Raw genomic sequence first — 12,944 nt, forward strand, 5'->3', positions numbered from 1 at the left:
ATGCATTCGCTGAGCCAACGAGTGGACGGCTTCACGCTGGTGGAGCTGCTGGTTTGCCTGAGCCTGATCGGCATTCTGCTGGGAATCGCTCTGCCGGTGTACCAGGAGCACATACAGCGGGTACGCCGGGTGGACGCGCAGAAGTCCCTGGTGGAGTTGGCGCAGTCGCTTGAGCGCTTCTACACCAGCCGAGGCAGCTACATTGGCGCAACGCTGCCGTTCGCGCAGTCACCACGGAGCGCAGGTCAGGTGTTCTATCGATTGGGCTTCGTCGGGGAGCCGGACGAGTCAGGCTATGTCCTGCAGGCCGAGCCGGTGGGGGCGATGGCGCGGGACGCCTGCGGGGTGCTGACGCTGACCAGCAGCGGGCTCCGCGGCGCGGCCACGGAACGCTGCTGGTAGTCGTGCGTCAGGTTGGAGTGCGGTCGACCCACTTGGGCGCGGCCAGCGGCTTCCAGGCGGCCAGGGCATTGACCAGTTCGGCCGGCGAGGCGGCGCGCTGCAGCATGTCGCGGTGCGACTGGCGCACGAAGCGCTCCTGCACCAGGTGGTCGAGGAAGGTCAGCAGCGGGTCGAAGAAGCCGTTCACTTCCAGCAGGCCCAGCGGCTTGGCGTGGTAGCCGAGCTGGCCCCAGGTCCAGACCTCGAACAACTCTTCCAGCGTGCCCAGGCCGCCCGGCAGGGCGATGAAGGCGTCGCTCAGCTCAGCCATGCGGGCCTTGCGCGCGTGCATGCCGTCCACCACTTCCAGGCGCGTCAGGCCGCTATGGCCGACTTCGGCGTCCTTCAGGCTCTGCGGAATGATTCCGATGACCTCGCCGCCAGCGGCCAGCGCGGCATTGGCGACCATGCCCATCAGCCCGACGGCGCCACCGCCGTAGACCAGTTGGATGCCGTTTTCAGCAAGGTAACGGCCGAGAGCTTCGGCAGCTTCCTGGTAGATCGGGGTGGCGCCGGGGCTGGCGCCGCAGAATACGCAGATGGAACGCAAGGTCATGGAGCTGTCCTCGATTTGCTGGCCTGGTTTTGCAGGCCGTCAGGGTAGCGGCAGAGCGAGGGGCGACCAAGCCGAAAATCCATTACTCCAATTCTGCCCGGCGGCAATCCCCGCCGCAGGCCCCGAGTGCATAGCAGGCGAGCAGGTGCTGTAACAGCGGGCTTTGTAACAGCGCAAGACGGTGCATGGCGTGAACTCCTGTTGGGCCGGGGGATGGGGTCTATGCTAGGCGGGGTGCGCTGATCTGCCTCGTTGATCCTGCTGATCGGCCTGATAGACAGTTCGTAGCTTGGCTCGTGGCCGATGGCCATTGATGCAGATCAGGGGAACCCCGATCACGTTCGGGCAGTCTTCCCTTTCAGGATTCTCCGCCCAACCTGCCTAGGAGGCATGTCATGTTCCGTAAACTCGCCGCTGTATCCCTGCTTGGCCTGTTCAGTGCCCCGCTGCTGGCCGCCGAATGCTCCGTGGACATCCAGGGCAACGACCAGATGCAGTTCAGCACCAACGCCATCAGCGTGGACAAGAGCTGCAAGACCTTCACTGTGAACCTGTCCCACCCCGGCAGCCTGCCGAAGAACGTCATGGGCCATAACTGGGTGCTGACCACCGCCGCTGACATGCAGGGCGTAGTGACCGACGGCATGGCCGCCGGCCTGGACAAGAACTACGTGAAAGAAGGCGACACCCGCGTGATCGCCCACACCAAGATCATCGGCTCCGGCGAGAAGGATTCGGTAACCTTCGACGTCTCCAAGCTGAAGGCTGGTGATGAATACGCCTTCTTCTGCTCCTTCCCGGGCCACTCGGCCATGATGAAGGGCACCCTGGCGGTGAAGTGATCCGGCCTTCGCTCGAAAGCCTGTGATCCGAAAAGCCCGACCCATGGTCGGGCTTTTTATTTAATAAAACCGAGGTAGGGTGTTGCGTGGTTGAAATCGTAACGGGGGACCCATGTACCACGGTGAACGCTTCAACGCCTGGACACACCTGATCGGCGCTGTGCTGGCGCTGGTGGGCGGCATCTGGCTGCTGGTAGCCACCAGCCTGGTGGGCGAGCCGCTGCGCATCGTCAGCGTGGCGGTGTACGGCACGACACTGACCATGCTCTACAGCATCTCCACGCTCTACCACAGTGTGCAGGGCCGGGCGAAGGTCATCCTGCGCAAGCTCGACCACCTGTCGATCTACCTGCTGATCGCGGGGAGCTATACGCCGTTCTGCCTGGTGACGCTGAAAGGCCCGTGGGGCTGGACGCTGTTCGGCATCGTCTGGTCGATGGCGGTGATCGGCATGCTGCAGGAGATCAAACCACGCTCCGAGGCACGGGTGCTGTCGATCATCATTTACGCGGTGATGGGCTGGATCGTGCTGATCGCGGTCGGGCCGCTGTACCGCGCCCTGGGCGGCGCGGGCTTTGCCTGGCTGGTGGGTGGCGGGGCCTTCTACACCATCGGCATCATCTTCTTCGCCTACGACAGTCGCTTCCGCCACTGGCATGGCATCTGGCACCTGTTCGTGATCGCCGGCAGCCTGCTGCACTTCATCGCCATCTGGCGCTACGTCATTCCCCAGCATTGATTGCCAGCGGCGCGGGATCGCTCGCGCCGTTGGCTGCCGTGTACTCAAGGCGCGGTGGGCAGAGCACGCTTGTGATGGGTCTTCTCGAAGGTGCGGACGATGATGTCGAAGGCTTCCTGGCTGACGTCCTGGCCGTGCAGGAAGGCATCGATTTCCTTGTAGGTCACGCCGTGGGAATGCTCGTCCGGCTTGCCGGGGGCGAGGTCTTCGAGATCGGCGGTCGGCACTTTCTCCACCAGATGCTCCGGCGCGCCGAGGCTACGGGCAATGCTGCGCACCTGGTTTTTCACCAGGCCGGTGAGCGGGGCGAGGTCGCAGGCGCCGTCGCCGAATTTGGTGAAGAAACCCATCACCGCCTCGGCGGCGTGGTCGGTGCCCACCACCAGGCCGGCACGGGCGTTGGCGATGGTGTACTGGGCGACCATGCGGATGCGCGCCTTGGTGTTGCCAAGGGCGAAGTCGCGGGTGGCCGGGGCCAGGCCTTCCAGCGCCTGGGTCTCGGCGGCCAGCGCCTGTACCGATGGGCCGATGTTCACGGTGTGGCGCTCATCAGGGGCGATGCAGTCCACCGAGTCCTGGGCGTCCTGCTCGTCGCCCTGCACGTTGTACGGCAGGCGCACGGCGAGGAAGCGGTAGTCCGGGTTGCCGGTCTCGGCGCGCAGGCCTTCCACGGCGCGCTGGCAGAGCATGCCGGCGGTGAGCGAGTCGACGCCGCCGCTGATGCCCAGCACCAGCGTTTTCATGCCCGAGCCCTTCAGGCAGTCCTGGATGAAGCGCACGCGGCGCTGGATCTCGGCCTGCAGCTCGGCGTCGGACTGGAAGGGCGGCTGCACGTTGAGTTCTCTGGCGATGGCGGCCTGTCTGTCTTTCATCTGGAGGGCTCCTGTGGAAAGCGGAAAAAGGGTTACACCGGCACCTTGAACACGTGGCGCAGGTAGGCGACGAAGTTCTCGTCGCGGCATTGGGTCTTGCCCGGGGTGTCGGAAATCTTCGCCACGGGGTGGCCGTTGCAGGCCGTCATCTTGAGCACGATGTTCATCGGTTCCACGCCGGGGATGTCGCAGGTCAGGTTGGTACCGATACCGAAGCTGGTGTTGATCTTGCCACGCAATGCACGGAAGAGCTGCAACGCCTTGGGCATGTCCAGGCCGTCGGAGAACACCAGGGTCTTGGTCATCGGGTCGATTCCCAGGCGGCGGTAGTGCGCGACGGCCTTCTCGGCCCAGGCCAGCGGGTCGCCCGAATCGTGGCGCAGGCCATCGAAGAGCTTGGCGAAGTACAGGTCGAAGTCGCTGAGGAAGGCGTCCATGGTAATGCAGTCGGTCAACGCGATGCCCAGTTGGCCGCGGTATTCGCGTACCCAGCAGTCCAGCGCGGCGATCTGGCTGTCGATCAGTCGCGGGCCGAGTTGCTGGTGCGCCATCAGCCACTCGTGGGCCATGGTGCCGATGGGCTTCACGTCGAACTCGCGGGCCAGGTGCACGTTGCTGGTGCCGACGAAACGGCCGGGGAAGTCGCGCTTGAGGATGTGCACGACCTCTTCCTGGGTACGGTAGGAGAAGCGCCGGCGGGTACCGAAGTCGGCCACCTGGAATTCCTTCAGTTCCTCTTCGCTGGCGTTGCCGGCAAGCCAGTCGAGCTTGCGGTACAGCTGCTCGCCGACCTGCTCCAACACCACCTCGCGGTAGCGATAGCGGTTGCGCACCTCGCTGACGATGGCCAGCAGCGGCACTTCGAAGAGGATCACATGCAGCCACGGGCCGCGCAGGCGAATGGCCAGTTGGCCGTCCTCGATGCTGGTGTGCACGTAGCGCAGGTTAAAGCGGAACAGGCTGAGGAAGCGGATGAAGTCCGGCTTGATGAACGGGATGCGTTCGAGGAAGGCCAGTTGGTCCGGCGTGGCCTCCAGCTCGGCCAGGCGCTCGATCTGGTAGCGGATTTCCGCCAGGTATGGGCGCAGGTCTTCGGCGTTGCGGCAGCGAAATTCCCACTCGACTTCAGCGTTGGGGTAGTTGTGCAGCACCGCCTGCATCATCGTCAGCTTGTAGAAGTCGGTGTCCAGCAGGTTCTGCACGATGCGCTCGGCAAACACGCTCTCGGCCATGATCAGTTCTCCCTGATGCCCGCGAGGGCGCTATCCAATTCGTTCTCGTCCGCGCAGAGGATCACCCCGGCGCTGCGCATCTCGACGCAGGCGGCCTTCGCGGTTTCCTCCGCGATGGCGCGGCAGGCCGGCAGGTAGAGCAGTACCTCGAAGCCGGCGCGGCGCAGTTGCAGCGCAGTGGTCTTCACGCAGTAGTCCAGCGCCAGGCCGCCCACCAGCACGTGGCTGACCGCATTCTGCCGCAGGTATTCGATCACCCCGGTGCTGCGCCGTTCCGCCAGGTCATGGAAGCAGGCGCCGTACGGATGCAGGTCCGGCTCCACGCCCTTCCAGATGAAGAAGTCGTAGTCCATCGGTTGTGGCAGTTCGTCCAGCAGTTCGAAGCCCGGCGTGCCCGGCACGCAGTGGCTGACCCAGGTGAGGTCGGCATTGGGCAGGCTGAGCGGTTGCAGCATCTCTGCCGGTGCGCTGACCACCCAGGGCGCTTGCGGGCTGTGGGCGTCCTTGCTGCCCAGGCGCAGGCTGGCGCGCTCGGCCATGAGGTTGAGGGCGCCGCCGATGGCGTCACCGCCGGGTACCGGCAGTTCATTGGGGCAGAGCGGTGTGAAGCCTTTCTGGGCGTCTACATCGAAGCTGGCGATCAGGTTCATGGAAGCCTCCGCTTGACCGTGGGTGGTCTGTCGTGGCTACATAATTCACGACGTGAAATAAGTCGTCAAGCAGAAAGATGAAAAATGCTCGGAGGTGGAAGGTGCTTTCTGTACATGGTGAAATAAGTCACAGGACTTCTTCCAACGAGGGAGCATTCGAGGAGCATCGATGAGTAGCGCTGAAGTGCTGGCCACCGTGGATATCGTGGCGCTGCGCCTGAACCCCGAGCGCGGGTTGGAGTTGCTGCTGATCCGCCGCGCCCAGGCGCCGTACGAGGGCCAGTGGGCGCTGCCCGGCGTGCTGATCAATGGCCGCTGCGCCGATCATGGCCTGGACGATGCTGCCCTGCGCGCGCTGCGCGAGAAGGCGCGGGTACAGCCGGCCTACATGGAGCAGGTGGCGACGGTGGGCAATGCGGTGCGCGACCCGCGTGGCTGGTCGCTGAGTGTGTTCTATCTCGTGCTGGTGGCGCCGGATACCGAACTGGCCGCCGACGATCTCGACTTCGTGCCGCTCGACGCCGTGCGCGGCGAGCGCCTGGCCTTGCCTTTCGACCATGCCCATCTGGTGCAGCAGGCTTGTGAGCGCTTGGCGGGCAAGTCGGTGTACAGCGCGTTGCCGCTGCACCTGCTGCCAGAACGTTTCACCGTGGCAGAGGCGCTGAAGGCGTTCGAGTTATCCATCGGCGAGGAAATCCAGCATTCCAGCCTGCGCGGAAGGCTGGAGCGGATGAAGGCAGCGGGCTGGGTGGAAGATACCGGTGAGCGCCACCAGCCGCCGATGGGGCGGCCGCAGCATGTCCTGCGCTTTACGCCGCAGGGAGCGGGGGCGTTTGTGTTTGATCGGAGTTTGTTGGTGTAGGTGTTCTCGGGGGAGTGCGGAGTTGGGCGTTCCCTCTCCCCAGCCCTCTCCCTGAAGGGAGAGGGAGCCGTTCGGCTTGCGCGGATAGCGGGAAGTCAGCCGGCGAGCTCTGGACGATCCGAACGCACGGAGAGTCCCCTCTCCCTTCAGGGAGAGGGTTAGGGAGAGGGCGCCCCCGACCGCACAGAAATCATCCCTCCATCCGCTCCCCGATCCACTCCACAAACGCCCTGACCTTGGGCACCGCCGCCGCATGCTCGGGGTACGCCAGGTAGTACCCGTTGCGGCTCTGCAGCCCGTGCTCCCAGGCGATCACCAGCTTGCCCTCGCTCAGCTCCTCTTCCACCAGGAAGCGCGGCAGCAGCGCCACGCCGCAGCCGGCCTGGGCGGCGCGGATGCACATGTAGAAGGTGTCGAAGCGCGGTCCGTGGTAGCTGTGCTCGCTGTGCTGGCCGAGGCTCAAGAACCACTCGTGCCAGGCTTCCTGACGCGTGGCGTTCTGCAGCAGGACCAGGTCTGCCAGCTGCGTCGGGTCGGTCAGCGGCTGCGCCGGCAGGATCGCCGGAGAGCACACCGGCACCATTTCTTCGCCGAACAGCGCCACGCACTCCGCGCCGGGCAGGGTGGCGGCACCGAAGAAGAAGGCGATATCGCAACGCGACTGCAACAGGTCGCCGGGCTCCAGCTCCTGGCGCAGGTCCAGGTGGATGTTCGAGTGGCGATGGCGCCAGCCGTTCAGCCGCGGGATCAGCCAGCGCGCGCCAAAGGTCGGCGGTGTCGCCACGCGCAGCACTTCGGTTTCGCCGCCATAGGACAGCAGGTAATGGGTGGATATCTCTACCTGCGTAAGGATCTTGCGCACTTCCACCAGGTACAGGTCGCCTGCCGGGGTGAGTTGCAGGCGGCGACGCACGCGGCGAAACAGCAGGTGCTGGAGCATTTCCTCCAATTGAGCGACCTGCTTGCTGACTGCGCTCTGGGTCAGGTTCAGCTCTTCGGAAGCGCGGGTAAAACTCAGGTGCCGTGCCACCGCTTCGAAGCATTGCAGGGCGGTCATGGACGGCAGGTGGCGTTTGCTCAGCATGGCGGGCAGTTCATGAATTTACGGAATGATGTGCATAGGAAACGTTGTTTGTTGTGCCCAGGCAAGCCAGTTATTACTTCCGGCATTCCATAAGGTCATCCGAAACAAACAGGAGTCCGCATGATTTCCGCACTGCTCGAATCCCTCGGCGTCGATTCTCGCCTGGCCACCGGTGGCGATCAGGTCATCCACTCTCCCATCGACGGCAGCCGCCTGGGCGCGGTGCGCCTGGAAAGCGCCGCCGAGGTAGAACAGAAGATCGGTCGCGCCGCCCATGCCTTCGACGCCTGGCGCAAGGTGCCGGCGCCGCGCCGTGGCGAGCTGGTGCGGCTGTTCGGCGAGGAGCTGCGGGCGAGCAAGGCGGCGCTGGGCGAGCTGGTGTCCTGGGAGGCCGGCAAGATCACCCAGGAAGGTCAGGGCGAAGTGCAGGAGATGATCGACATCTGCGACTTCGCCGTCGGCCTGTCGCGCCAGCTCTACGGCCTGACCATCGCCTCCGAGCGCCCCGGCCACCACATGCGCGAGAGCTGGCACCCGCTGGGCGTGGTCGGGGTGATCAGCGCGTTCAACTTCCCGGTCGCGGTGTGGTCCTGGAACACCGCGCTGGCGCTGGTGTGCGGCAACTCGGTGGTGTGGAAGCCGTCGGATAAAACCCCGCTCACCGCGCTGGCCTGCCAGGCGTTGTTCGAGCGTGCACTGAAGAAGTTTGGCGATGCGCCGGAATACCTGAGCCAGGTGGTGATTGGCGATCGCAGCGCCGGCGAAGCGCTGGTGGACGACGTCCGTGTCGCCCTGGTCAGCGCCACCGGCAGCACCCGCATGGGTCGTGAAGTCGGCCCGCGCGTAGCGGCTCGCTTCGGCCGCAGCATCCTCGAACTGGGCGGCAACAACGCGATGATCCTCGCGCCCAGCGCCGACCTCGACATGGCCGTGCGCGCCGTGCTGTTCAGCGCCGTCGGCACCGCCGGGCAGCGCTGTACCACGCTGCGCCGGCTGATTGCCCACGAGTCGGTGAAGGACGAGTTCGTCAGCCGCTTGAAGACGGCCTATGCCAAGGTGCGCATCGGTCATCCGCTGGAAGGCAACCTGATCGGTCCGCTGATCGACGAGCGCAGCTTCCTGGCCATGCAGGGCGCGCTGGAGCAGGCGCGCGGCGAGGGCGGTGTGGTGTTCGGCGGCGAGCGCCAGTTGGCTGAGCAATTCCCCGAGGCCTATTACGTGTCGCCGGCCATCGTCGAGATGCCCGAGCAGAGTGACGTGGTGCGCAGCGAAACCTTCGCGCCGATCCTCTACGTGGTGCCCTACAAGGACTTCAACGATGCGGTAGCGCTGAACAACGGCGTGCCGCAAGGCCTGTCGTCCTGCATCTTCACCACCGACCTGCGCGAGGCCGAGGCCTTCGTCTCGGCGGTGGGCAGCGACTGCGGCATCGCCAACGTCAACATCGGTCCGAGCGGCGCGGAGATCGGCGGGGCCTTCGGCGGCGAGAAGGAAACCGGCGGCGGCCGCGAATCTGGCTCCGACGCCTGGAAGGGCTACATGCGCCGGCAGACCAACACCGTGAACTACTCGCGGGAACTGCCGCTGGCCCAGGGCATAGTCTTCGACTGATCGCACCGGGGCCATGGGCCCCTGTAGGAGCGAGCTTGCTCGCGAACGGAGTCCGGCTGGACTTCGGCGCGATGCGGTTCGCGAGCAAGCTCGCTCCTACAGCCACCCCGGCCCACGAACGGGCCTGAAGTACCGAGTCATTCACAAGGTTCGCGTAGAAGGATCGCTGGATGTCGCTTCGCCAAGAGTGTTTGTGGGAGTACCTGACGCCCGACCGCCCGGAAGCTCCGGAGCTGCGCGGGGATCGCAAGGTCGATGTGTGTGTCATCGGCGCGGGCTTCACCGGCCTGTCCGCCGCGCTGCATCTGCTGGAACGGGACCAGAAGGTCTGCGTTCTGGAAGCCCACACCACCGGGCATGGTGGCTCGGGGCGTAACGTCGGGCTGGTCAACGCCGGCCTGTGGATTCCCCCGGACGAGATCGAAGCGGGCATGGGGGCGGAGATCGGTCAGCGGGTCAACCGCATGCTCGGCAACGCGCCCTCGCTGGTCTTCTCCCTGATCGACAAGTACGCCATCGATTGCCAGGCGCGCCGCGAAGGCACGCTGCACATGGCGCACAACGCCCGTGGCCTGGCCGACCTGCGCAGCCGCTGCGAACAATGGGGGCGCCGCGGCGCTCCTGTTGAGTTGCTCACCGGCGCCGACTGTGAACAAGCCTGCGGCACTGACAAGATCGCCGGCGCGCTGCTGGACCGCCGCGCCGGTACGCTCAACCCCATGGCCTACGTCAGCGGCCTCGCCCGCGCGGTGGTCGGTCTGGGTGGCGAGCTGTATCACCATTCCCCGGTGGTTGGCCTGGTGCGCGTCGGCAGCGCGTGGAACGTGATCACCGCCGGTGGCGTGGTCACAGCCGACAAGGTGGTGATCGCCTCCAGCGCTTACACCGAGGGTGAGTGGACGCAGCTGCGCCGTACCTTCTTCCCCGGCTACTACTACCAGGTCGCCTCGCGCTCGCTGGAGGGCGCGGAAGCTGCGCGCATCCTGCCGGGCGGGCAGGGCTCCTGGGATACCCGCCAGGTGCTCAGCAGCATCCGCCGTGACGCCGACGGCCGCCTGCTGCTCGGCAGCCTCGGCAAGGGCACCGGCAAGCCGGCGTGGTTCCTGAAAAGCTGGGCGGACCGCATCCAGCAGCACTACTTCCCGAAGCTGGGCAAGGTGGACTGGGAGTTCACCTGGACCGGCTGCATCGACTTCACCCCCGACCACCTCATGCGCCTGTTCGAGCCGGCGCCGGGGCTGGTCGCCATGAGCGGCTACAACGGTCGTGGCGTCACCACCGGCACGGTGGTGGGCAAGGCCTTCGCCGACTTCCTGTTGGACGGTGACGCCAGCGCCTTGCCGATGCCGCTGCGGCCTATGGAGGAAATCTCCGCGGTTGGCCTGCGCAGCTGTCTGTACGAAGCCGGCTTCTCCCTCTACCACGCCGGGCAGTGCCTGCGGGTGGTGATCTGAGACGGTTCAAAGTGGGGCGCGCGCCGCCCCGGTTTGACCCACCAACGCTCGCTGCACTTTGGTCTAGCCTCTTATGGTGCGTTACCCCGACGGGTCTGCACCGCGGATGTGCAGTTCGGTGACAGCGACGGTTACGGTTGGGGTTGCGCCTGTGGTGGCTGGAAAAAGCCAGCTCACGGGAAGGTTGGTTGCACCCTGCTGCCTGTTCGGTTGCACCTTTTTCTTTCAATGGGTTGCACGTGTCTAGCGCTTGATGTCTGCCAGCTTGCGCTGTTTTCGCTGTAGGACTTGGTTAATAACAAAAACGAATGGCACGCCGCTTGCTGTCGATATCTCGCTGAATCGCTTAAACGAGAAATCGCCAACAAGAAACACAACGCGCCATTACAAAAACCCTCAGGAGCAAAACTCCATGTCGCAGAAGATTTTCAGAAAAGGCTTTCTGGCTCTGGCGGTAACCACCGCACTGGGTGTGTCTTCCGTAGTACAGGCCGATGTCGTTATCGGGGTCGCAGGTCCGCATACCGGGGCGAACGCCTCGTTCGGGGAACAGTACTGGCGTGGGGCTAGCCAGGCCGCGGAAGACATCAACGCCGCTGGCGGTATCAATGGCGAGAAGATCAAGCTGGTGAAGGCGGACGACGCCTGCGAGCCGAAACAGGCCGTGGCCGTGGCCAACCGCCTGGTCGACCAGGACAAGGCGGTCGCCGTGGTCGGCCACTTCTGCTCCTCCTCCACCATCCCCGCCTCGGAGGTCTACGACGAGGCCGGCGTCATCGCCATCACCCCCGGTTCCACCAACCCGCAGGTCACCGAGCGCGGTCTCTCCGGCATGTTCCGCATGTGCGGCCGTGACGACCAGCAAGGCGTGGTCGCCGGCGATTACATCGTCGACGTGCTGAAGGCCAAGAAGGTCGCGGTGATCCATGACAAGGACACCTACGGCCAGGGCCTGGCGGACGCCACCAAGGCGCAGCTGAACAAGCGCGGCGTGAAGGAAGTGCTGTACGAAGGCCTGACCCGCGGCGAGAAGGACTTCAACGCCCTGGTCACCAAGATCCGCGCTTCGGGCGCAGAGGTCGTCTACTTCGGCGGCCTGCACCCGGAAGCCGGCCCGCTGGTCCGTCAGATGCGCGAGCAGGGCCTGACCGCCAAGTTCATGTCCGATGACGGCATCGTCACCGACGAACTGGTCACCACCGCTGGCGGCCCGCAATACGTCAAGGGCGTGCTGATGACCTTCGGCGCCGACCCGCGCCTGATCCCGGACGGCAAGGCCGTGGTGGAGAAATTCCGCGCCAACGGCTTCGAGCCTGAGGGCTACACCCTCTACGCCTACTCCTCGGTACAGGCCCTGGCCGCTGCCTTCAATGGCGCGGGCAAGACCGACCCGGCCAAGGCCAGCGAGTGGCTGAAGTCGCACCCGGTCGCCACCGTCATGGGCCAGAAGGAATGGGACAAGAAGGGCGACCTGAAAGTCTCCGACTACGTGGTCTACGAGTGGGATGACAAGGGCAAGTACCACCAGCTCGACGCGATGAAGAAGTAAGCCCGCCTGACCGGCCGGCGCCGCTACCCGCGGCGCCGGCTTCCCCGCAGGTCGGCGGTACGCGCGCAGCTGGTCACAAGCCGGTGATTGCGCGAGCCGTCAGCCTTTCCTGCCCTGCTTGCGCGAGTACCCAATCGTGGACGGTATCTTTCTTCAGCAAATGATCAACGGGCTGACCCTGGGGTCGGTCTACGGTCTGATCGCCATCGGCTATACGATGGTCTACGGCATCATCGGCATGATCAACTTCGCCCACGGCGAGGTGTACATGATCTCTGCCTATCTCTCCGCGGTGGGCCTGGCCCTGCTGGCCTTCTTCGGCCTGCAGTCGTTCCCGCTGCTGATCCTCGGCACGCTGGTCTTCACCATCTTCGTCACCGGCGTGTACGGCTGGGTGATCGAGCGGATCGCCTACAAGCCGCTGCGCAACTCCACGCGCCTGGCTCCGCTGATCTCCGCCATCGGCATGTCGCTGATCCTGCAGAACTACGTGCAGTTAGCCCAGGGCCCGCGCCAGCAAGGCGTGCCGACCCTGCTCGACGGCGCCTTCAAGTTCCACATCGGCGAAGGCTTCGTACAACTGACCTACACCAAGGTGTTCATCCTCATCGCCGCCTTCGTCGGCATGGGCGTGCTGACCTACGTGATCCAGTACACCAAGCTGGGGCGCATGTGCCGCGCCACCCAGCAGGACCGCAAGATGGCCTCGATCCTGGGGATCAACACCGACCGGGTGATCTCCTACGTGTTCGTCATCGGCGCCGCCATGGCCGCGCTGGCCGGCGTGCTGATCACCATGAACTACGGCACCTTCGACTTCTACGCCGGCTTCATCATCGGCATCAAGGCATTCACCGCCGCGGTGCTCGGCGGCATCGGCTCGCTGCCCGGCGCCATGCTTGGCGGGCTGATCCTGGGCGTGGCCGAGGCGCAGTTCTCCGGCATGGTGAACACCGACTTCAAGGACGTGTTCGCCTTCGGCCTGCTGGTGACCATCCTGATCTTCCGACCGCAAGGGCTCCTGGGTCGTCCCCAGGTATCGAAGGTGTAAG

Annotated in this window: 13 protein-coding genes; 8 read left to right on the forward strand and 5 right to left on the reverse strand. The window is 65.0% G+C overall.

From position 1 onward, the window contains the following. Entirely contained in the window at positions 1-402 is a 402-nt protein-coding gene (locus AC2T4A_RS08125; RefSeq protein ID WP_486743059.1) for a type IV pilin protein, read from the forward strand. 7 nt (positions 403-409) lie between these two features. Here the strand turns inward: AC2T4A_RS08125 and AC2T4A_RS08130 are convergent, their stop codons facing one another. Then, positions 410-997 carry a cytokinin riboside 5'-monophosphate phosphoribohydrolase gene (locus AC2T4A_RS08130; protein WP_486743060.1) on the reverse strand — a complete coding sequence of 196 codons (588 nt, stop codon included), beginning with the start codon at positions 995-997 and terminating at the stop codon, positions 410-412. 395 nt (positions 998-1,392) lie between these two features. On the opposite strand from AC2T4A_RS08130, the gene azu reads away from it, so the two are divergent. Both azu and trhA read left to right on the forward strand, forming a co-directional pair. Next, positions 1,393-1,839 carry an azurin gene (gene azu, locus AC2T4A_RS08135; protein ID WP_045216277.1) on the forward strand — a complete coding sequence of 149 codons (447 nt, stop codon included), beginning with the start codon at positions 1,393-1,395 and terminating at the stop codon, positions 1,837-1,839. 112 nt (positions 1,840-1,951) lie between these two features. Further along, positions 1,952-2,578 (forward strand): PAQR family membrane homeostasis protein TrhA, encoded by a 627-nt coding sequence (gene trhA, locus AC2T4A_RS08140; protein WP_416752508.1) that lies wholly within the window; start codon positions 1,952-1,954, stop codon positions 2,576-2,578. 44 nt (positions 2,579-2,622) lie between these two features. Here the strand turns inward: trhA and nadE are convergent, their stop codons facing one another. The 3 genes from nadE to AC2T4A_RS08155 are packed head-to-tail and all read right to left on the reverse strand — an operon-like array spanning position 2,623 to position 5,332. After that, positions 2,623-3,450, reverse strand: a complete 828-nt coding sequence (gene nadE, locus AC2T4A_RS08145; protein ID WP_416752506.1) for an ammonia-dependent NAD(+) synthetase — start codon at positions 3,448-3,450, stop codon at positions 2,623-2,625. Positions 3,451-3,482: 32 nt separating this feature from the next. Beyond that, entirely contained in the window at positions 3,483-4,682 is a 1,200-nt protein-coding gene (gene pncB / locus AC2T4A_RS08150; RefSeq protein WP_416752504.1) for a nicotinate phosphoribosyltransferase, read from the reverse strand. 2 nt (positions 4,683-4,684) lie between these two features. After that, on the reverse strand, positions 4,685-5,332 hold the full coding sequence (locus AC2T4A_RS08155; protein WP_486743061.1) for a nicotinamidase: 648 nt from the start codon (positions 5,330-5,332) through the stop codon (positions 4,685-4,687). Between the two features lie 169 nt (positions 5,333-5,501). Between AC2T4A_RS08155 and AC2T4A_RS08160 the strand changes: the two genes are divergently transcribed. Then, positions 5,502-6,194 (forward strand): NUDIX hydrolase, encoded by a 693-nt coding sequence (locus tag AC2T4A_RS08160; protein WP_416752500.1) that lies wholly within the window; start codon positions 5,502-5,504, stop codon positions 6,192-6,194. A gap of 190 nt (positions 6,195-6,384) precedes the next feature. Here the strand turns inward: AC2T4A_RS08160 and AC2T4A_RS08165 are convergent, their stop codons facing one another. Further along, positions 6,385-7,278: a LysR family transcriptional regulator gene (locus AC2T4A_RS08165; RefSeq protein WP_486743062.1), complete on the reverse strand. Its 894-nt coding sequence runs from the start codon at positions 7,276-7,278 to the stop codon at positions 6,385-6,387. A gap of 120 nt (positions 7,279-7,398) precedes the next feature. On the opposite strand from AC2T4A_RS08165, the gene amaB reads away from it, so the two are divergent. The 4 genes from amaB to AC2T4A_RS08185 all read left to right on the forward strand — a co-directional run bounded on the left by amaB (position 7,399) and on the right by AC2T4A_RS08185 (position 12,943). Next, positions 7,399-8,889, forward strand: coding sequence for an L-piperidine-6-carboxylate dehydrogenase (amaB, locus tag AC2T4A_RS08170; RefSeq protein WP_486743063.1), 1,491 nt, complete (start codon positions 7,399-7,401; stop codon positions 8,887-8,889). A gap of 170 nt (positions 8,890-9,059) precedes the next feature. Beyond that, the gene (amaA, locus tag AC2T4A_RS08175) at positions 9,060-10,343 is read left to right on the forward strand and encodes an L-pipecolate oxidase (protein ID WP_486743064.1); all 1,284 of its coding nucleotides are present in this window, start codon (positions 9,060-9,062) and stop codon (positions 10,341-10,343) included. Between the two features lie 412 nt (positions 10,344-10,755). After that, positions 10,756-11,892 (forward strand): branched-chain amino acid ABC transporter substrate-binding protein, encoded by a 1,137-nt coding sequence (locus AC2T4A_RS08180; RefSeq protein WP_416752492.1) that lies wholly within the window; start codon positions 10,756-10,758, stop codon positions 11,890-11,892. Positions 11,893-12,028: 136 nt separating this feature from the next. After that, positions 12,029-12,943, forward strand: a complete 915-nt coding sequence (locus AC2T4A_RS08185; protein ID WP_054906392.1) for an ABC transporter permease subunit — start codon at positions 12,029-12,031, stop codon at positions 12,941-12,943. Position 12,944: the final 1 nt, after the last annotated feature.

Source organism: Pseudomonas sp. PVC-3-1 (assembly GCF_057444315.1).

What these genes read in the sequence shown, in the direction of transcription:
- AC2T4A_RS08165 (WP_486743062.1), bottom strand. Translation starts at nt 7,278, where the DNA reads ATGCTGAGCAAACGCCACCTGCCGTCCATGACCGCCCTGCAATGCTTC.
- AC2T4A_RS08130 (WP_486743060.1), bottom strand. Translation starts at nt 997, where the DNA reads ATGACCTTGCGTTCCATCTGCGTATTCTGCGGCGCCAGCCCCGGCGCC.
- AC2T4A_RS08180 (WP_416752492.1), top strand. Translation starts at nt 10,756, where the DNA reads ATGTCGCAGAAGATTTTCAGAAAAGGCTTTCTGGCTCTGGCGGTAACC.
- pncB (WP_416752504.1), bottom strand. Translation starts at nt 4,682, where the DNA reads ATGGCCGAGAGCGTGTTTGCCGAGCGCATCGTGCAGAACCTGCTGGAC.
- amaB (WP_486743063.1), top strand. Translation starts at nt 7,399, where the DNA reads ATGATTTCCGCACTGCTCGAATCCCTCGGCGTCGATTCTCGCCTGGCC.
- nadE (WP_416752506.1), bottom strand. Translation starts at nt 3,450, where the DNA reads ATGAAAGACAGACAGGCCGCCATCGCCAGAGAACTCAACGTGCAGCCG.
- trhA (WP_416752508.1), top strand. Translation starts at nt 1,952, where the DNA reads ATGTACCACGGTGAACGCTTCAACGCCTGGACACACCTGATCGGCGCT.
- azu (WP_045216277.1), top strand. Translation starts at nt 1,393, where the DNA reads ATGTTCCGTAAACTCGCCGCTGTATCCCTGCTTGGCCTGTTCAGTGCC.
- AC2T4A_RS08160 (WP_416752500.1), top strand. Translation starts at nt 5,502, where the DNA reads ATGAGTAGCGCTGAAGTGCTGGCCACCGTGGATATCGTGGCGCTGCGC.
- AC2T4A_RS08155 (WP_486743061.1), bottom strand. Translation starts at nt 5,332, where the DNA reads ATGAACCTGATCGCCAGCTTCGATGTAGACGCCCAGAAAGGCTTCACA.
- AC2T4A_RS08125 (WP_486743059.1), top strand. Translation starts at nt 1, where the DNA reads ATGCATTCGCTGAGCCAACGAGTGGACGGCTTCACGCTGGTGGAGCTG.
- amaA (WP_486743064.1), top strand. Translation starts at nt 9,060, where the DNA reads ATGTCGCTTCGCCAAGAGTGTTTGTGGGAGTACCTGACGCCCGACCGC.